Origin of the sequence: Nonomuraea sp. NPDC050404, assembly GCF_040655495.1 — a bacterium.
In the GTDB taxonomy this organism is placed as follows: Bacteria; Actinomycetota; Actinomycetes; order Streptosporangiales; family Streptosporangiaceae; genus Nonomuraea.
On the sequence record NZ_JBFAKB010000052.1, the window covers coordinates 1 to 17659 of the forward strand.

Here is a 17659-nt window from a genome sequence, read left to right on the forward strand (position 1 = left end):
CCCCGCCACCCACCCGCCCCCCCCCTGCGCGCGGGGGGCGCGGCCGGGGGGGGGCCGGGGCCCGGGGCCGTGCCCCCCCCCCGGGCTGTCGTGCCGCCCGACGAGCCGACCGGCAACCTGGACACCGCCTCCACCCACGACGTCCTGGAGATCATGGACAGGCTCAGCGAGTCCGGCCGCACGATCGTGCTGATCACGCACGAGGACGACGTGGCCAGGCACACCAAGCGGGTGATCAGGCTGGTGGACGGCGAGATCGTGGAGGACCGCCGCCAGGGGCCGGTGGACGGCCCGCCGCCACGGCTGGAGCGGGCCGCGACGTGAGCCAGGTCGAGATCCTCCGCTTCGCGCTGCGTGGCCTGCTGGCCAACAAGATGCGCAGCGCCCTGACCACGCTCGGCATCCTCATCGGCGTGGCCGCGGTCATCATGCTGGTCGCGGTCGGCGAGGGCTCCTCGCAGAGCATCCAGAACAACATCCAGCGACTCGGCGCCAACACGCTGACGATCTCCCCGTCCTTCTCGGGGGGCGGCGGCATGCGTGGCCCGACCGGCGGCAACACCGGGCCGCGTACCCAGGCCAGGCAGCTCGGCCTGGCCGACGCCCGGGCGCTGACCGACAGGACGCTGGCCCCCTCGGTCAAGAGCGTCTCGCCGGTCGTGAACGCCCCTTCCGCCACCGCCGCGTACGGCGCCGCGAGTCACGAAATTTCGCAGCTCGTCGGTACGTACCCCAGCTACTTCGAGGCCGTCAACAAGCCGGTCGCCCAGGGCACGTACTTCTTCAACGACGACGTCCTGGCCGCCAGGAAGGTCGTGGTGCTCGGCAGGACCGTGGTGGAGGAGTTGTTCGGCGCCGTCGATCCGATCGGCAAGCAGGTCAGCGTGTCGGGGGTGCCGTTCACGGTGGTCGGCGTGCTGAAGGAGGCCGGGTCCACCGGCATGCAGGACGCCGACGACGTGGCGATCGCGCCGCTGCCGGCCGTACAGCAGAGCCTGAGCGGGTTCGGCTCGCTCGGCCAGATCGTCGTGCAGGCCACCGGGGCGGGGACCACGACGTCGGCGCAGGCCGAGGTCACGGCTATCCTCAACCAGCGACATGGCATCACGAACAACAACCCCGACTTCCGCATACTCAACCAGGCGACTTTGCAGGAGACCGTCAGTGAGGCGACCGGCACCTTCACCGTGCTGCTCGGCGCGGTCGCCGCGATCTCGCTGCTGGTGGGCGGCATCGGCATCACCAACATCATGCTGGTGACGGTCACCGAGCGCACGCGCGAGATCGGCATCCGCAAGGCCATCGGCGCGCCCAGGAGCGCGATCCTGGGCCAGTTCCTGATGGAGGCCACGCTGCTGAGCCTGGTCGGGGGGCTGTCCGGGGTGCTGGTGGCGTTCGTGGGGACCCGGTTCTCCGTCGCCGGCATCGAGCCGGTCCTCGTGCCGTCGTCGGTCGTGCTGGCGCTGGGCGTGTCGCTGGGGATCGGGCTGTTCTTCGGCAGTTACCCGGCCAACAGGGCGGCCAAGCTCAGACCGATCCAGGCCCTGCGCCACGAGTAAGGAGAAGGACATGGACAAGCTGGACTCCTCGCCGTTCCCCGACGACCTGCGGGAGGAGCTCACCGTCCAGCCCGCCAGAACCACCTCGAAGGTCACGCTGGCGCTGGGCGCCGGGGTCGTACTGGTCGCCGGGATCCTGATCGGCATCCAGGCGCAGAACATGACGGCCCCCGCGGGCGGGCCACCTCCCCAGGCCGCCGCCGCGCAACGTCCCATGGGCGGCGGCGGGTACGGGCAGCAGCAGCCCGGCGGGAGACAACGCCCCACGGGAGGAGGAGGCACCGCCGGCACCGTCGAGAAGGTCCAGGACGGCAAGGTGTACGTCAGGACGCAGGACGGCGCCACCGTCACCGTGACCACGACCGAGCAGACCACCGTGCAGATCTCCAAGCCGGGCAAGGTCACCGACCTGGAGAAGGGCACCTCCGTCGTGGTCCGCGGGCAGCAGGGCGCCGACGGCGCGGTCACGGCCACCTCGATCAGCCAGGGAGGCGGCCGCGACTTCCAAGGAGGAGGCCCGCGATGACCGAGCCCGAGGCCAGGCTGCTGGTGGTCGATGACGAGCCCAACATCAGGGAGCTGTTCTCGGCCAGCCTGCGCATGGCCGGGTTCGAGGTCCTGACCGCGGCCGACGGTCAGGAGGCCCTGCGGGTGGCCGAGGAGAGCACCCCCGACCTGGTGATGCTCGACGTGATGCTGCCCGACCTGGACGGCCTGGCGGTCGCGGGAAGGCTGCGGTCCCGCGGCCGCCGGGTCCCGGTGTTGTTCGTGACCGCCAAGGACACGCCGGAGGACCGGATCGCGGGGCTGGGGCTCGGCGAGGACTACGTGACCAAGCCGTTCAGCCTGGAGGAGGTCATCGCCCGGATCCGCGCCGTGTTGCGCAGGACCCGCCGCGGCACCCCGCCGCCGAACCGGATGCGGGTGGCCGACCTGGAGCTGGACGAGGAGAGCCACGAGGTCTGGCGCGACGGCGTGCCCGTGCGGCTGTCGCCCACGGAGTTCAGGCTGCTGCGGTACTTCATGCTCAACGTGGGCCGGGTGCTGTCCAAGACGCAGATCCTCGACCACGTCTGGAACGGCGACTGGCGCACCGACGTCGGCCTGGTCGAGTCGTACGTCTCCTACCTGCGCCGCAAGATAGACACCGGCGACCGCAAATACCTGCACACCCTGCGCGGGGTCGGCTACATCCTGCGCCCGCCCCGCGTATGAGCGAAGCGGCCAGGATGGAGCGCCTATGAGCAGGATCCGCCGGCACCTGGGGAAGGTGCGCAAGCACCTGTCCAGGGCGCCGCTCTGGTTGCGCCTGGTCTCGGCCACCCTCCTGCTGGTCACCCTCGCCATCACGCTGACCGGCCTGTTCGCCGTGCGGCTGCTGCGCAGCTACCTGATCGAGCGGGTGGACCAGCAACTGCGGGTGGCCACCGCCCCGCGCGACCCGCCCCCGCCACCCGACCTGCGCCCCGGCATCCGGCCGCAGCGCTACTTCGGCCTGTACCACGGCGTGCTGCTGGGGCCGGGCGGCGTCCAGCTGCGCACCATCAGCGAGTCCACCGACGAGCACACGCCCGACCTGCCCCACCTGACCATCGGCCAGGTGCTGGAGCGCGAGGGCCGCCCCTTCACCGTGGAGTCGCGGGAGGCCGGCGGGCCGAGCTGGCGGGTCGTCGCCGTGCCCGGGCGCGCGGGCCAGAGCAGGCTGATGGCGATCAGCCTGGGCAGCGTGGACGCGACGGTCTCCCAGCTCATCCTCATCGTGGCGATCGGCGGTGGCGGCACGCTGGCCGTGCTGGGGATCGCCTGCTATTGGCTGGTACGCCGGAGCCTGCGCCCGCTGGGTGAGATCGCGCGTACCGCGAAGGACATCGCGGGCGGCGACCTGTCGCGCCGGGTGCCGCTCTGGGCGGGCACCACCGAGGTCGGCAAGCTCGGCCGCTCGCTCAACGCCATGCTCGCCCAGATCGAGGCGGCGGCGCGCGACCGGGAGGAGGCGGCCGAGTCCGCCCGCGCGTCCGCCACGGCCGCCAGACGCTCGGAGGAGCTGATGCGCAGGTTCATGGCCGACGCCTCGCACGAGCTGCGCACCCCGCTGACCTCGATCAGGGGCTTCGCCGAGCTGTTCAGGCTGGGGGAGGAGAAGGACCTGGCGGAGGCCGTACGGCTGCTGGGCCGCATCGAGGGGCAGGCGGCGCGGATGGGGCTGCTGGTGGAGGACATGCTGCTGCTGGCCCGGCTCGACCAGCGGCGCGAGCTGGCGCTGCGCCCCGTGGACCTGCTCAGCCTGGCCGCCACCGTCGTCATCGACGCGCAGACGCTGGCGCCCGACCGGAGGATCGAGCTGGTACGGCTGTTCGGCGGCGAGGGCGACGTGCTCGTGATCGGCGACGAGCCCCGCCTGGGCCAGGTGCTCAACAACCTCGTCAGCAACGCTCTCGCGCACACCCCGCCCGGCACCCCGTTCCAGGTACGGGTGGGCGTGGACGGCGACCGGGCCGTCGTGGAGGTGGCCGACGAGGGCCCCGGGTTCACACCCGAGGTGGCCGAGCGGGTGTTCGAGCGCTTCTACCGGGCCGATCCCGCACGCAGCGCGGGCGGGTCGGGGCTGGGGTTGTCGATCGCGGCCACGCTGGTGGAGGCCCACGGCGGCATCGTGGTGGCGGACGGCGACCCCGGCAGGGGCGCCGTGTTCCGGGTGGTCCTCCCGCTCGGGGACCCCGGAGAACTCGGGGAGCCCGGGGATGGTCAGCCGAAGGCGTAACCGTACAAACCTTCGCCCTTGCTGAGCTCACGCACCTTGCCCAGCTTCAGCTGCCCGGACTTGCGCTGCCCGGGCGCGTACATGACGAGCCCCTGATCGGGCGCCGCCACCACCAGCCCGTACACCGGCGGCCGCTTGGCCAGCGACCGGTACCGCTCCCACCCCGGCAGCGCGGTCACCGAGGCTCCGAAGTCCCGGCCCTTGCCCTTGACCAGCAGGTTCCCCACCCGGGTCAGCCCGCCGGACGACCGCCCGGCCAGCACCTGCACGGCCTTCTCCCCGGGCACGCCGATGGCCAGCTCGTCGATGCCGTCGCCGTTGAAGTCCCCGGCCGCCAGCGACGCCCCGAACCGGTCGTAGTAGCGGGGCTTGCCGTCGAGCGTGTTCTGCGACCACGCCTCGGTCTTGTCGGTACGCAGGCCGGCGCGCGAGCCGTACAACACGTCCACCGTCCCGTCCCCGTAGTCCATCGCCCGCTGACCTTCGCTGAGCCCCTCGCCCGGCACCCCGATCGCCAGGTCGGACCGGCCGTCGCCGTTGAAGTCCCCGGTGGCCAGCGAGGCCCCGAAGTTGTCCCACTTCTCCGAGGCGCCGTGGATCCCCGGAGTGCTCTGTGTGAGCTGCATGGCCCGCCTGTCCCGCACGTCGATCACGGTGACCGAGCCCTGCCCGTCCTTGGCCACGCTGTCGGCCGGCGCCCCCACGACCAGGTCGTCCCGCCCGTCCCCGTCGAAGTCCCCGCTCGCCAGCGACGCCCCCCACTGGTCGGTGACGCTCGCGCTCTGCCGCACCCACCGCGTCTTCTGCGAGATCTGGTACGGCTCGCGCCCCTTCATCCAGTACACGGTCACCAGCCCGCCCGACCGATGACTCGGCGCCCCCACGGCCAGCTCGTCCCTGCCGTCCCCGTCGAAGTCCCCCGCCGCCAGCGAGGCCCCGAACCGGTCGCTGGACGGTTTGCCCAGCACCAGCTCCTTCCCGGCGACCAGCCCGCGCGGCGAGCCGTCGTAGATCTGCACGACGCCGTTCCCGTCGCCTCCGGGCACCCGCTCCCCGACGAACTCCTCCGACACCCCGATGGCCAGGTCCGCGCACCGATCCCCGTTGAAGTCGCCCACGGCCAGCGCCGACCCGAATGAGTCACCCGGCTCCGCGCCTTCCTGGGTGAGCTTGACCTTCTCGCCGCTGCCGTACATGACGGTGACGGACCCGGCCCTTGACGCGTCGTAGGGGGCGGCCACGGCCAGGTCGGGCCGGCCGTCGGCATCGAAGTCGAGCGGATGCCCGCCGCACGCGCGGGCGGCGGCGGGAGCCGTACCGGAAGCGAGGGGAAGAACCAGACAGGCGGCGAGCAACGCATTCATACCGGAATTCATGTCCGGCCCGGCCGAACCGTGCCTGAACAGCACGAGAACGGCCCAGGAGAACAGGATGCACATCACCGCGCAACCCCCCAGACGGGTCGGACCCGCTGCTTGAGATCCGCGAAGAGCGGCAGGCCATGCCGCTGGCCGGGTGCGGGGCGGCGCGTTGTGTCCGTGCTCACGGGGCGCCGGATGTACGGGAACGTGCCAGGATAGATGGGTGGACATCGACCTCGCTGATCTGGATTTCTGGCGCAAGCCGCTCAAGGAGCGGAATGAGGCGTTCGCCCGGTTGCGGCAACTGGAGCATCCGGTGTTCTTCCCCGAGAAGAAGGTGCCGTTCCTGCGCTCGGGCAAGGGCTTCTACGCCCTCGTACGGCACGCGGACGTGGTAGAGGCCAGCCGCAACGCCAAGATCTTCTCCAGCGAGCCGGCCGTCACCAACCCCGAGCCGCCCGGCTGGGTGAAGCAGGTGTTCGGCGAGTCGATGGTCAACATGGACGACCCGCGTCACGCCCGCCTGCGCAGGATCGTGACCCGCTCGTTCAGCCCGAAGATGCTCTCCGGCCTGCAGAGCGACATCGAGGCCGCGTGCGCCCGCATCGTGGACGACGTGGTCAGAAACGGGCCGGGCGACTTCGTCACCCAGGTGGCCGCCCGGCTGCCCATCCACGTCATCTGCGACATGCTGGACATCCCGCACGAGCTGCGGGAGAAGGTTCACGAGCACGTCGACATCTCCACCGCCTACACCGGTGTCCGCCCCAGCCTGGCCCGCAGCGTGCAGATGGCCGGCCAGAACATGCTGGCCCTGCTGGCCCTGCAGCGCATGGTCATCAAGCTCGGCCACGAGCGCGTCGCCAACCCCAAGGGCGATCTGGTCTCCCTGCTGGTCAACGCCAACCCCGACGGGGAGAAGCTGACCGACAAGGAGCTGGGCTCGTTCTTCGCCCTGCTGCTGGTGGCCGGCAATGAGACGGCCCGCAACACGATGGCCCACGGCATCAAGCTCCTCACCGAGAACCCGGCCCAGCGCGAGCTGCTGACCAGCGACTTCGACGCGCACATCAACGGCGCGATCGAGGAGATGGTCCGCTACGTCTCGCCCATCATGCAGTTCAGGCGCACGGTCACCGAGGACTACTCGCTGCGCGGGCTGGAGCTCAAGCAGGGCGACAAGGTCGTGCTGTTCTACGGCTCGGCCAACCGCGACGAGTCGGTCTTCCCCGGGGCCGACACCTTCGACATCACCCGCGACGCCAAGCCGCACGTAGGCTTCGGCGGCCCGGGTCCGCACTTCTGCCTCGGGGCCAACCTGGCCAGGCAGGAAATGCGCACGATGTTCCGCGAGCTCCTGACCCGCCTGCCCGACATCCGCTCGGTCGGCGAGCCCGAGCTGCTGCTGTCCAATTTCGACAACAGCGTCCGCAGCCAGCCCTTCACCTACTGATCAGTCGTCGCTCGCCAGGACGTTGGTTCTGATCGTCAGGAATGTGAGCAGCGCCGCGACCACCATCATCCCGGCGCTGATCAGCATGGCCATCCTGAAGCCCGCGTCGAACACCGGCGGCTGCTTGAACGCCTCGCCCACCAGCCCCACCAGCGGCGGCACGGCGGCCACGGCCAGCAGGCCGCCGGTGCGGGACACGGCGTTGTTGACGCCGCTGGCCGTGCCCGCGTGCCGTTCGTCCGCCGAGGCCAGCACTGTCGCCGTCAGCGGCGCGACCGTCGCCGACAGCCCCAGCCCGAACAGGAACACCGCCGGCAGCACCTGCAGCGGGTACGACGCCCCGAACCCGATCGTGCTCATGGCCAAGAACCCGGCCCCCGCCACCAGGATGCCCAGCGTCATGGGCCAGCGCGGGCCGACCCGCCTGGCCAGCTCGGCAGCCCTGGCCGACAGCAGCAGCATCAGGATCGTCGTCGGCAACATCGACAGCCCGGCGGCGATGGGGGAGAACCCGGACACCACCTGGAGCTGCACCACCAGCAGGAAGAACACCACGCTCATGGCCGCGTACATGATCAGCGTCACCACGTTGACCGCCGTGAACACGCGGTCGCGGAACATGCCCACCGGCACCAGCGCGTCCGGCGACCTGCGGATCTGCAGCACCACGAACGCCACCCCCAGCGCCAGCCCCACCAGCAGCGGCACCGGAGCGCCCCGCTCGATCAGCCCGTAGGTGATCCCGGCCAGCGCCAGCGCCGCCAGCACCGCGCCGAGCACGTCGAAGCGGCCCGCCGCCGCCTCGTCCCTGCTCTCGGGCACGTGCCGGAGAGCGATGAACACCACGAGCGCCGCGAACGGCAGGTTGATCAGGAACGCCCACCGCCACCCGGCCGACTGCACCAGCCAGCCGCCCAGCAGCGGCCCGATGGCGCTGGCCACCCCGCCGAGCCCGGACCACACCCCAACGGCCCTGGGCCGGTCATGCCGTACGAAGGACGCCTGGATGATCGCCAGCGAGCCCGGTGTGAGCAGCGCCCCGCCGATCCCCTGCAACGCGCGGGCCGCGATGAGGAACTCGATGTTCGGCGACAGCCCGCACAGCGCCGAGGCCACGGCGAACCAGACGGTCCCGATGAGGAACAGCTTGCGCCGCCCGAACCGGTCGCCGAGGGAGCCGCCCAGCAGGATCAGCCCGGCCAGGGTGAGCGTGTACGCGTTGATCGTCCACTGGAGGCCGGCCATGTCCGCCTTGAGCTCGTCGCCCAGGAACGGCAGCGCGACGTTCACCACGGTGCTGTCGAGCATCGCGAGCCCGGAGCCGAGCACGGTCGCGCCCAGGATCCAGCGACCACGCGCGGACTTGAGCTCGATGTGGCCGTGCAGCGCCTCCGGACGATTGCTCATGCGGCCATACTGTCACCGGGCCCTGACAATTCCGCGTCACCCCGGCCCCGAGAACTTCGCGGTTGCGCGTTCAGCCGTTGCCCAGCGCCCGCAGCACGAACTCCGACACCAGTTCCCCCGCCGTCTCCACCGTCACATCACCGCTGATCAGCGGCACCCGCTCGGCGCCGATGACCGCGAGGATCATCCGCGCGGCGGCGTCCACGTCGAGCGCGCGGAAGTGGCCGGCCTCGATGCCGCTCTCCAGGATGCCGACCAGGATCCGCTGCATCGGCGCGACATGCTCGGCCAGCCGCTGGTACGCGTCCGGCCCCAGGGCGGCGCTGAGGTCGGCGGCGCCCGGATGCGGGTGCGCGAGCAGGCCCGTGAGCTGCAGGCGTACGAACGCCCTGAGCCGGTCGGCGGGCGAGGCCCCCGCGGGCAACTCGCGCTCGTAGCTGTCGATGAAGTAGCTGGTCACCCGCTCGGTGAAGGCCAGCAGCAGGGCGGCCTTGTCGGGGAAGTAGTTGTACAGGACCGTGCGGGTGATGCCGGCCTCACCGGCCACGTCGGTCATGGAGATGGCGTCGATGCCCTGCATCCTCGACAGGCGCGAGACGGCCTGCAGGATCCGGTCGCGCGTCTGGGCGCGGTGCTCGCCGATGGTGGCTGCCGAGATACGGGGCATACGCCCATGGTAGGCGGGACGGCCGTGACGTTCCGCACAATGCCGCCCTTATGAACGGCCGATCTCCGTGCCACCGCACCGCCCCTATGAACGGCCGATGTCCGGGACACCGCACCGTCCTTATGAGCGACCGATGTCCGCGCCACCGCGCGGTCCTTGTGGTGAACGGCCGATCTCCGGGCCACCGCGATGGACGATGACGACCGCCGCGAGGCCCACGAGGAGTCCCAGGGCGGTCTGCGGGCCGAACGGCTCGCCGAACATGAGGGCTCCCCACACCGCCGTGACCGGGGCCATGAGGAACATCAGCGTGTTGACCTTGGTGACCCCGGAACGCCTCAGGATGAGCCAGTACAGCCCGTACCCGCCGAAGGTCGACAACACCACCAGCCAGCCGATCGCGGTCCAGAACGAGAGCTCGGCGGGCGGCGCCGCGGCCCCGGTGCCCAGGGCGAGGGTCGTGAAGATGACCGCGCTGGTGACGCAGTGGACGGTCAGCGACACCGAGGGCGCGACCCGCGTACGGGAACGGCTCTCCAGGAAGGTGGCCGCCACCAGCGAGAACATGCCGAGAAAGGGGACGAGATAGGCCCACCAGGCCACTCCGGTGGCCGCCGCGGCGTCGGCCATGGTGACGATGGCGACGCCGCCCACCCCCAGGCACAGGCCGAGCCACTGCCGGCGCGAGACGTACTGACGCAGCAGCGGACCGGCGAGCGCCCCGGCGACCAGGGGCTGCACGCCGTCGATCAGGGCCGTGGTGCCGCTGGAGACTCCGAGCTGGATCGCGTAGTAGACGGTGAGCAGGTAGCCGCTCTGCGACAGCACGCCGATCATGGCCTGCCGGGTCACCTCGCGCGCCGTGAGGCCCCGCCACGCCGCTCCGGCGACGGCGGAGACGACGATCAGGACGGCCGCCAGCGGCAGGAACCGCCACATCAGGATTGTGATCGCGGGCGCGCTGCCCGCGCCGAGCTTGGCCCCGATGAACCCGGAGCTCCAGCAGAGCACGAAGGCGATCGAGAGCAGGAAGTTCACGTCTCACCCTTCACTATACAGATCGGTATACCCAAGGCTTCAATATACAGATCGGTATAGTGTTGGGTCATGGGCACTACCGAGGGGCCGCGGCGGATCACGATGACGCCCGCCGCGCGGCGCGTCCTGGAGGCCGCCGGGAGACTGTTCTACGAGCGCGGCATCCACGCCGTCGGGGTGGACCTGATCGCCGCCGAGGCCGGGGTGACGAAGAAGACGCTCTACGACCGCTTCGGGGCCAAGGAGCAGCTCGTCGTGGAGTACCTCGCGGATCGCGACGAGCGCTGGCGGGCCTTCCTCGCCGAACGCCTCGACCCCGCGCGACCGGCGCGGGAGCGCATCCTGGCGGTCTTCGACGCCTCACACGCGTGGTCGGTGCGCCACGGTTCCAAGGGGTGCAGCATGGTCAACGCCCATGCCGAGATCGACGATCCGTCCCACCCGGCGCACCCGATCATCGTCGGGCAGAAACGCTGGATGCTCGGCCTGTTCACCGAGCTCGCGCAGGAGGCCGGTGCCGGCCGGCTGGCCGGCACGCTCATGTTGCTGCACGAGGGCGCGCTCGTCGCCCACGGCCTGAAGATCTTCGCGGACCCCATCGGGCACGCCCGCGAACAGGCGCGAGCCCTGCTGGCCCAGGTGTCCTAAAGGGGGCTAGGCGGCGGCCTTGACCACGTGGCGCAGTTCGGCCAGGACCTCGGCGTTGAGCTGGTAGGCCAGCTTCACCTCATCGATCATGCGCTGCCGCCCGCGCTCGTCCAGCGCCTGGCCCAGCACGTCGAGGCGGGCGCGGTACTCGTTCTTGAAGCGCGGCAGGCTGCCCAGCTCGTCGAAGAAGTAGAAGTCCACGCCTCCGCCCCTGGCGTACCCGTAGATCTTCTGCAGCTCCATCCGGATGAACTGCCCGCCGGACAGGTCGCCCAGGTAACGCGTGTAGTGGTGGGCCACGTAACCGCCCGGCCAGTCGGCCATCTGGTGGATGCGGGCCACGAGGGTGCTGGTGGACTTCGACGGCGTGATCCGGTCCCGCCAGCCCGCGCCGTAGATCGTGGCCAGGTCGCGCTCAAGCGCCGGCTCCCGATACAGCTCGGGAAAGACGAACCGGCCCGAAAGGGGGTGGCCGGCCAGGTCGCGGGAGACGCCGTCGAGGGCGACGTAGGCGAAGTAGTGCTGAGCGACCATCTCGCCGTATTCGTGCTCGCTCAGACGCCCGCCCATCAGCGCCGAGAGGTAGCCCTCGGACTCCGCCGACTCGTGGTCGGCCCAGGTGGAGTTCCTCAAGGTTTCGGAGAACGGCGTGGTCACGGCCCACCTCTGCTCGTGCTGGCGTTTCATGACGAAGTGTCACAAACGATGGCGGGCGACGTCAAGCGGATGACGACACCATGTCATAAAAAGCGTGCCTTCCTGCTCCTACCCTGTAATCGCGCCGTCAAGAGCCGAGGAAGTGAGGTGGTGAACGTTGCAGTGCTGTGAACTGGAGCCCCTGATGTCAGACAAACGGCATTAGCATACGAGCAACTGTCAGCCGCCCTCCCTGGAGAGATCTTTGTCCGTTCATGCCGATGTAGCAAGGCGACGCATCGAGGAGCTTCTCCGTCAACACGAGAAGCAGATCATCCGTCGCTGGGGTCAGCTCTCCAGCGCCTCCTCGGAGGAGCTGACCGAGCTCTACCAAGCGCTGCTCACCGCACTGGAGCAGGGCAAGAGCGACTTCGCAGACCTTCGCGGCCTCCTGGCCGAGCTGTCCCGCTCGCAGGCCCGCGCCGGATTTGCCCCCTCGGACACCGCCAGGGCCGTCTTCGGGCTGAAGGAGGCCCTGTACGAGATCGTCGAGGCCGAGAACGACGGTCAGGGCGCCGAGGCGGCGCGCGGGTTCATCTGGTTCTCCAGACTGATCGACGACCTCGGGCTGTTCACGTTCGAGACGTACTCCTCCACCCGCGAGAAGATCATCCTGGAGCAGGCCGAGCAACTCCTGGAGCTGTCCACGCCGGTGGTCAAGCTGTGGGAGGGCATCGTGGCGGTGCCGCTGGTCGGCACGCTCGACTCCGCCAGGACCCAGGTCGTGATGGAGAAGCTGCTGCAGACGCTGGTCGACACCGGTGCCGAGCACGCGGTCATCGACATCACCGGCGTCCCCGCCGTGGACACCCAGGTCGCCCAGCACCTGCTGAAGACCGTCGTCGCGGCCCGGCTCATGGGCGCCGAGTGCGTCATCTCCGGCATCCGCCCGCAGATCGCGCACACGATCGTCACCCTCGGCATCGAGTTCGGCGACATCGTGACCAAGGCGTCGCTGGCCGACGCGCTCTCCCATGCCTTCCACCGCGCCGGGATCCAGGTGAGCGGCGGGCGCGGCACCCGGGTCTCCATCCGAGCGGAGCAGGCGTAGTGCAGCGCGTTCCCGTACTCAAGCTCGGTGACGTTCTCATCGTCTCCATCCAGATCGACCTGGAGGACCAGAGCGTGCTCCTCCTCCAGGAGGATCTGGCCGACGCGGTCGTCCAGCGCGGCGCCAAGGGCGTGATCATCGACATCACCGCCGTGGAGATCGTCGACTCCTTCATCGGGCGCATGCTGGCCACGATCGCCAGCATGTGCGGCATGCTCGACGCGCAGGTCGTGGTCGTCGGCATGCGGCCGGCCGTGGCGATCACGCTCGTGGAGCTCGGGCTGTCACTCAACGGCATCCGTACCGCGCTCAATCTGGAGAAAGGGGTTGCGCTCCTGGACCACATCAGGAGCGCGACGCCGTGAGCAGCCTCCGGGAGATGGCCGTCGCGAGCAGCGCGGACGTCGTGGGCGTGCGCCAGCTCGTCAGAAGCGCCGCACTGGAGGCGGGTCTGTCGCTCGTCGACCAGACCAAGATCGTAACAGCCGCCAGCGAGCTGGCACGCAACGCCCTGGTGTACGCCGGCGGCGGAGACGTACAGGTCGAGATCGTCGAGAAGGGTCCCAGACGCGGCCTCAAGATGATCGTCAACGACGAGGGGCCCGGCATCCCCGACATTCCGCAGGCCCTTACCGACGGCTGGACCACCGGCTCCGGATTAGGGCTGGGCCTGAGCGGGTCGCGCCGGCTGGTGGACGAGTTCGACCTGAAGTCCGAGCCGGGGAAGGGCACGATCGTGACGGTGACCAAGTGGGCCCGTTGACCAGCCCGCGCACCGGAGAGTGGGTCCGCGCCGAGGACCCCAGTGCCGTCGGCGCGGTACGCAGGAAGGCCGTGCTGCTGGCGGAGGAGGCCGGCTTCGACCCGGTGCTCATCGGGCAGACGGCCGTGGCCGTCAGCGAGGCGGTGTCCAACCTGGTCAAGCACGCCGTGGACGGCACCGTCATGGTCCGCCCCCATCCGGAGGCCCCCGCCACGGTGGAGCTCATCACCGTGGACAGGGGGCCGGGCATGGCCGACGTGGCCAGGGCGCTGCGCGACGGCTACTCCACCTCCGGGACGCTCGGCATCGGCCTGGGCGCGATCTCCCGCATCTCCTCCGGCTACGACGTGCACTCCCTGCCCGGCAAGGGCACCGTCCTGGCCATGCACTTCACCGCCGGCCACACGCCCGCGCCGGCGCTGCGGGCCAGCGGCCTGACCCGGCCGATCGGCGAGGAGCAGGTGTGCGCCGACGGGTTCGCCTTCCTCCGTACGGACTCCGCGACGACCGTGCTGGTCTGCGACGGCCTCGGGCACGGCCACATCGCTGCGCAGGCCACGTACCGGGCGGTCGAGCTGTTCATGTCGTCGAGCGATCAGGAGCCGCTGGACATCGTGCGGCGGCTGCACGCCGGCCTGGCGGGCACCAGGGGCGGCGCGGTCGCGGTGGCCCGCGTCGAGTCCGCCCGCGTGTTGTACGCCGGGCTCGGCAACATCTCCGGCTGGGTCACGCACGCCGAGGGCCGGCAGGGCATGGTGTCGGTGCCCGGAATCGCCGGCCAGCAGGTGGGGCGGCTGCGCCAGTACACCTACGAGCTGCCCTCCTACGCCACGGTCGTCATGCACAGCGACGGCCTGACCGACCGCTGGGACCCCACGACCATGCCGGGGCTGTTCTCCCGCTTGCCCGCGGTGATCGCCGCCGGGCTGATGCGGGAGGCGGGCAGCCGGCGGGACGACGCCTGCGTGGTCACCGTGCGTCCGGCCAAGAAGGCGACCTCGAACCCGGGCGAGGCGACGGCGAGGCCGGACGATGGCGACCGCTGAGCTCATCCGCGTACGGCTGGACGCCGAACAGGACGTCTTCGTCCTGCGCCGCCTCGGCAGGGCCGCCGCCGAGCTGGCCGGCCTGGAGCCGCAGGACCAGATCCGGGTGGCCACGGCGCTCAGCGAGGCGGGCAGGGAGGTCTTCGGCCCCGGCGCGTACGCCGTGATCTCGCTCGCCGACCGGCACCTGCTCATCACCTTCGACCACGCCCACCAGGAGGACCTGACCAGGTCCGAGGGCCTGACGCTGGCCGGCCGGCTGGTCGACGAGATCACCCTGGACAAGGGGAGCGTCACCCTCGGCAAGCGGCTGCAGCCCCGGCTGAGACCGGCCCCCGTCGCGGAGGTGCGCGCCAGGCTGGCGCAGCTCTCGCCGGTCACCGCCCTCGACGAGCTGCGTGAGCAGAACAGGGAGCTGGCCGGGACCCTGGAGGACGTGATGCGGCTCAACGCCGAGCTGCAGGAGACGAACTCGGGCGTGCTGGCGATGTACAACCAGCTCTCCGACGAGCTGGAGGAGACCAACAGGGGAGTGGTCGCCCTGTACGCCGAGCTGGATGAGAAGTCCAGCCTGCTGCGTGAGTCCTACGAGGCCAGGAACCGCTTCTGGGCCACGGTCAGCCACGAGCTGCGCACCCCGCTCAACTCCGTCATCGGCCTGGTCAGACTGCTGATCGGGCCGGGCGGCGACCCCATGACCGAGGAACAGGCCCACCAGGTGCGGCTCATCGGCAGCTCCACCGAGACGCTGCTGGAGATCGTCAGCGAGCTGCTCGACATGGCCAAGGCCGAGTCGGGACGCCTGGACCCGCAGCCGTCGCACGTGGACCTGGCGCGGATGGCCGAGCAGCTCGGCGTGACGCTGCGGCCGACGAGCGAGCGGGTCGGCGTCGAGCTGCGCCACGAGGTGGCGCCCGAGGTGCACGAGCTGTACGTGGACGAGGGCATGTTGCTGCGCATCCTGCGCAACCTGCTGTCGAACGCGCTGAAGTTCACCGAGGCCGGCGAGGTGCGGCTGTCGGCCCACCTGGACGTGGCCAGGGACGAGGCCGTCATCACGGTGACCGACACCGGCATCGGCATCAGCGGCGAGCACCTGAACCGCGTGTTCGAGGACTTCTACCAGGTGCCCAACTCCCTGCAGGTCAGGTCCAGGGGGACCGGCCTGGGGCTGCCGTACGCGCGCAGGCTCGCCGAGGCGCTCGGCGGCACGCTGGAGCTGACCAGCCAGGAGGGCGAGGGCACCACGGCCACGCTGAGCCTGCCCCACTACGGCGGACCGCCCGAGCTGGCGCGGGTGCTGATCGCGGACGACGACGAGGTGTTCCGCGCCGCCAGCCGCCGCATGTTGTACGGCTTCGCCACCGACGTGGACGAGGCCGCAGACGGCGCCGCCGCGCTGGAGCTGATGGCGGCCGCCCCGCCCGACGTGGTCCTGGTGGACCTGCTCATGCCGAGGATGGACGGCCACGCGCTGCTCCAGCGCATGTCCGAGGACGACAGGCTGAGTCACATCCCGGTGGTCGTGGTGACCATCGCCCCGCAGCGCGCCCCCCGCGACATGGTCGTGCTGTCCAAACACGGGCTGCGCAGGGAAGAGCTGCTGCAGGCCATCCGCAGGGCGAGAGGAGGCACGGCGTGAGCGCAGAGGCGACCGTGCTGGTGGTGGACGACACCCCCACCAAGCGGTACATCCTGTCGAGCTGGCTGCGCCGCGCCGGGCACCGGGTGATCGAGGCGCGCGGCGGCGAGGAGGCGCTGCGCACGCTCGCCGCGCAGCGCGTTGACCTGGTCGTCCTGGACGTACGGCTGCCCGACATCCCCGGTCACGAGGTGTGCGAGCGGATCAAGGCCGACCCGGCGACCGCCTCCATCCCCGTCGTGCAGGTGTCGGCCAACGCGATCACCGTGGCCGACCGCGCGGAGGGGCTGGAGCGGGGCGCCGACGCCTACCTCGCCGAGCCGATCGAGCCCGCCGAGTTCTCCGCGACCGTGGAGGCCATGCTGCGCTACTACCGGGCGCGGTGGCGGGCCGAGCTCATGGCCGAGCGCCTGGCCGGGCTGGCGCAGGTGACGCTGGCCATCAACGAGGCCGAGACGTTCGACGAACTGCTGACGGTCGCGGTCGAGGGGGCGGCCAACCTGCTCGGCCGCTTCTGCGGCACGCTGGCGATGTTGCCCGACGGGCGGACGCGCCGCTACCGGGTACGCCCCGGCGAGCAGGCCGTCGCCCTTCACGCCGCGCCCAGCCTGCTGGATCGCCTGAGCGGGCTGGTGCAGCGGGAGTCGTCGCGGGCCCACGTGTTCACGCTGCACGCCCAGGAATGGCGCCGGCTGATGCCCGACGTGCAGATCAGCGGCGACAGCACGGGCGTGTTGTGCCGTACGAAGAACTCGCGGGTGCCCATCTACCTGGGCGTGGAGGCCGACCCGCCGCTCGACACCGACGAGGTGAACCTGCTGCGCCTGCTCGCCCAGGAGCTGGCCCTGGCGGTGTCCGCGCTGCGCGCCTACGCCGAGGAGCACGCGATCGCGCTGACCCTGCAGCGCAGCCTGCTGCCCACCCGCATCCCCGACGTGCCCGGCCTGCAGGTGGCGATGCGCTACCAGCCGGCCGTGGACAACATCGAGGTGGGCGGCGACTTCTACGAGGTGCTGCCGATCGAGGGGCGGGTGCTGGTGGCGGTCGGCGACGTGGAGGGCCACTCGCTGCACGCCGCCACCGTGATGGCGGAGGTGCGGCACGCGATGCGCGCCTCGTTCATCGGGCAGGTGGACCTGCGGGCCTCGCTCGACCTGCTCAACCAGATGATGCGGCGCTACCACCCGCGCATGACCGCCACGTTGTGCCTGCTGCTCATCGACCCGGCGACCGGGGAGGTCGAGGTGGCCAACGCCGGGCACATCCCGCCGCTGTTCGCCGGGCCCGGCTGCGCCTACCACCATCTGGGCAACCTGCTGCTGGGGGCGTTGCCGGAGACGTACACGGTGGATCGGCTGAAGCTGCCGCCGGGGGGCACGATGTTGTTGTTCACCGACGGGCTCGTGGAGGACCGCGACATTCCGCTCGACGAGAGCCTGGAGCGGGCCAGGCGGCTCGCGGAGACCGTCGAGGACGATCTGGAGGAGTTCGCCGAGCGGATGCTGGGGGCGTTCGGGTCCCGCGAGGACGACGTCGCGCTGGTGGCCATCCGCCGGGAGGCGTGAGC

The 17659-nt window shown here is 70.8% G+C and carries 18 protein-coding genes; 13 read left to right on the top strand and 5 right to left on the bottom strand.

Annotation, left to right across the window (positions count from 1 at the left end; genetic code table 11):
* Nucleotides 1-69 precede the first annotated feature (69 nt).
* Genes AB0I81_RS61350 through AB0I81_RS61370 form a run of 5 tightly spaced genes read left to right on the top strand, consistent with a single transcriptional unit; the run spans nt 70 to nt 4320 of the window.
* Nucleotides 70-324, top strand: coding sequence for a hypothetical protein (locus AB0I81_RS61350; RefSeq protein WP_360679318.1), 255 nt, complete (start codon nt 70-72; stop codon nt 322-324).
* On the top strand, nt 321-1559 hold the full coding sequence (locus AB0I81_RS61355; RefSeq protein WP_360679321.1) for an ABC transporter permease: 1239 nt from the start codon (nt 321-323) through the stop codon (nt 1557-1559). Before AB0I81_RS61350 ends, AB0I81_RS61355 begins: the two co-directional genes overlap by 4 nt.
* A gap of 10 nt (nt 1560-1569) precedes the next feature.
* Complete coding sequence (locus tag AB0I81_RS61360) at nt 1570-2085, top strand: hypothetical protein (RefSeq protein ID WP_360679324.1); 516 nt, start codon at nt 1570-1572, stop codon at nt 2083-2085.
* Nucleotides 2082-2774 (top strand): response regulator transcription factor, encoded by a 693-nt coding sequence (locus AB0I81_RS61365; RefSeq protein ID WP_360679328.1) that lies wholly within the window; start codon nt 2082-2084, stop codon nt 2772-2774. The genes AB0I81_RS61360 and AB0I81_RS61365 overlap by 4 nt, the downstream gene beginning before the upstream one ends.
* Before the next feature lie 25 nt (nt 2775-2799).
* Nucleotides 2800-4320 (top strand): HAMP domain-containing sensor histidine kinase, encoded by a 1521-nt coding sequence (locus tag AB0I81_RS61370; protein ID WP_360679331.1) that lies wholly within the window; start codon nt 2800-2802, stop codon nt 4318-4320.
* Here the strand turns inward: AB0I81_RS61370 and AB0I81_RS61375 are convergent.
* The gene (locus tag AB0I81_RS61375; protein WP_360679334.1) at nt 4305-5684 is read right to left on the bottom strand and encodes an FG-GAP and VCBS repeat-containing protein; all 1380 of its coding nucleotides are present in this window, start codon (nt 5682-5684) and stop codon (nt 4305-4307) included. The two genes, AB0I81_RS61370 and AB0I81_RS61375, sit on opposite strands and share 16 nt — an antisense overlap.
* A 220-nt stretch (nt 5685-5904) precedes the next feature.
* Between AB0I81_RS61375 and AB0I81_RS61380 the strand changes: the two genes are divergently transcribed.
* On the top strand, nt 5905-7134 hold the full coding sequence (locus AB0I81_RS61380; protein WP_360679337.1) for a cytochrome P450: 1230 nt from the start codon (nt 5905-5907) through the stop codon (nt 7132-7134).
* Here AB0I81_RS61380 and AB0I81_RS61385 read toward each other — a convergent pair whose 3' ends face one another.
* The 3 genes from AB0I81_RS61385 to AB0I81_RS61395 all read right to left on the bottom strand — a co-directional run bounded on the left by AB0I81_RS61385 (nt 7135) and on the right by AB0I81_RS61395 (nt 10246).
* Nucleotides 7135-8541: an MFS transporter gene (locus tag AB0I81_RS61385; RefSeq protein WP_360679340.1), complete on the bottom strand. Its 1407-nt coding sequence runs from the start codon at nt 8539-8541 to the stop codon at nt 7135-7137.
* Between the two features lie 70 nt (nt 8542-8611).
* Complete coding sequence (locus AB0I81_RS61390) at nt 8612-9208, bottom strand: TetR/AcrR family transcriptional regulator (RefSeq protein WP_360679343.1); 597 nt, start codon at nt 9206-9208, stop codon at nt 8612-8614.
* 120 nt (nt 9209-9328) lie between these two features.
* Nucleotides 9329-10246 carry a DMT family transporter gene (locus AB0I81_RS61395; RefSeq protein ID WP_360679346.1) on the bottom strand — a complete coding sequence of 306 codons (918 nt, stop codon included), beginning with the start codon at nt 10244-10246 and terminating at the stop codon, nt 9329-9331.
* Between the two features lie 69 nt (nt 10247-10315).
* On the opposite strand from AB0I81_RS61395, the gene AB0I81_RS61400 reads away from it, so the two are divergent.
* The gene (locus AB0I81_RS61400; protein WP_360679349.1) at nt 10316-10894 is read left to right on the top strand and encodes a helix-turn-helix domain-containing protein; all 579 of its coding nucleotides are present in this window, start codon (nt 10316-10318) and stop codon (nt 10892-10894) included.
* A 6-nt stretch (nt 10895-10900) separates the two neighbouring features.
* Here AB0I81_RS61400 and AB0I81_RS61405 read toward each other — a convergent pair whose 3' ends face one another.
* Nucleotides 10901-11581, bottom strand: a complete 681-nt coding sequence (locus AB0I81_RS61405) for a biliverdin-producing heme oxygenase (protein ID WP_360679352.1) — start codon at nt 11579-11581, stop codon at nt 10901-10903.
* Between the two features lie 214 nt (nt 11582-11795).
* On the opposite strand from AB0I81_RS61405, the gene AB0I81_RS61410 reads away from it, so the two are divergent.
* The 6 genes from AB0I81_RS61410 to AB0I81_RS61435 are packed head-to-tail and all read left to right on the top strand — an operon-like array spanning nt 11796 to nt 17657.
* Nucleotides 11796-12641, top strand: a complete 846-nt coding sequence (locus AB0I81_RS61410; RefSeq protein WP_360679355.1) for an STAS domain-containing protein — start codon at nt 11796-11798, stop codon at nt 12639-12641.
* Nucleotides 12641-13006, top strand: coding sequence for an STAS domain-containing protein (locus AB0I81_RS61415; RefSeq protein ID WP_360679358.1), 366 nt, complete (start codon nt 12641-12643; stop codon nt 13004-13006). The genes AB0I81_RS61410 and AB0I81_RS61415 overlap by 1 nt, the downstream gene beginning before the upstream one ends.
* The gene (locus AB0I81_RS61420; RefSeq protein WP_360679361.1) at nt 13003-13404 is read left to right on the top strand and encodes an anti-sigma regulatory factor; all 402 of its coding nucleotides are present in this window, start codon (nt 13003-13005) and stop codon (nt 13402-13404) included. The genes AB0I81_RS61415 and AB0I81_RS61420 overlap by 4 nt, the downstream gene beginning before the upstream one ends.
* Nucleotides 13392-14450: an ATP-binding protein gene (locus AB0I81_RS61425; protein ID WP_360679364.1), complete on the top strand. Its 1059-nt coding sequence runs from the start codon at nt 13392-13394 to the stop codon at nt 14448-14450. The genes AB0I81_RS61420 and AB0I81_RS61425 overlap by 13 nt, the downstream gene beginning before the upstream one ends.
* Complete coding sequence (locus AB0I81_RS61430) at nt 14437-16092, top strand: ATP-binding protein (RefSeq protein WP_360679367.1); 1656 nt, start codon at nt 14437-14439, stop codon at nt 16090-16092. Before AB0I81_RS61425 ends, AB0I81_RS61430 begins: the two co-directional genes overlap by 14 nt.
* Complete coding sequence (locus tag AB0I81_RS61435) at nt 16089-17657, top strand: SpoIIE family protein phosphatase (protein WP_360679370.1); 1569 nt, start codon at nt 16089-16091, stop codon at nt 17655-17657. Before AB0I81_RS61430 ends, AB0I81_RS61435 begins: the two co-directional genes overlap by 4 nt.
* Nucleotides 17658-17659: the final 2 nt, after the last annotated feature.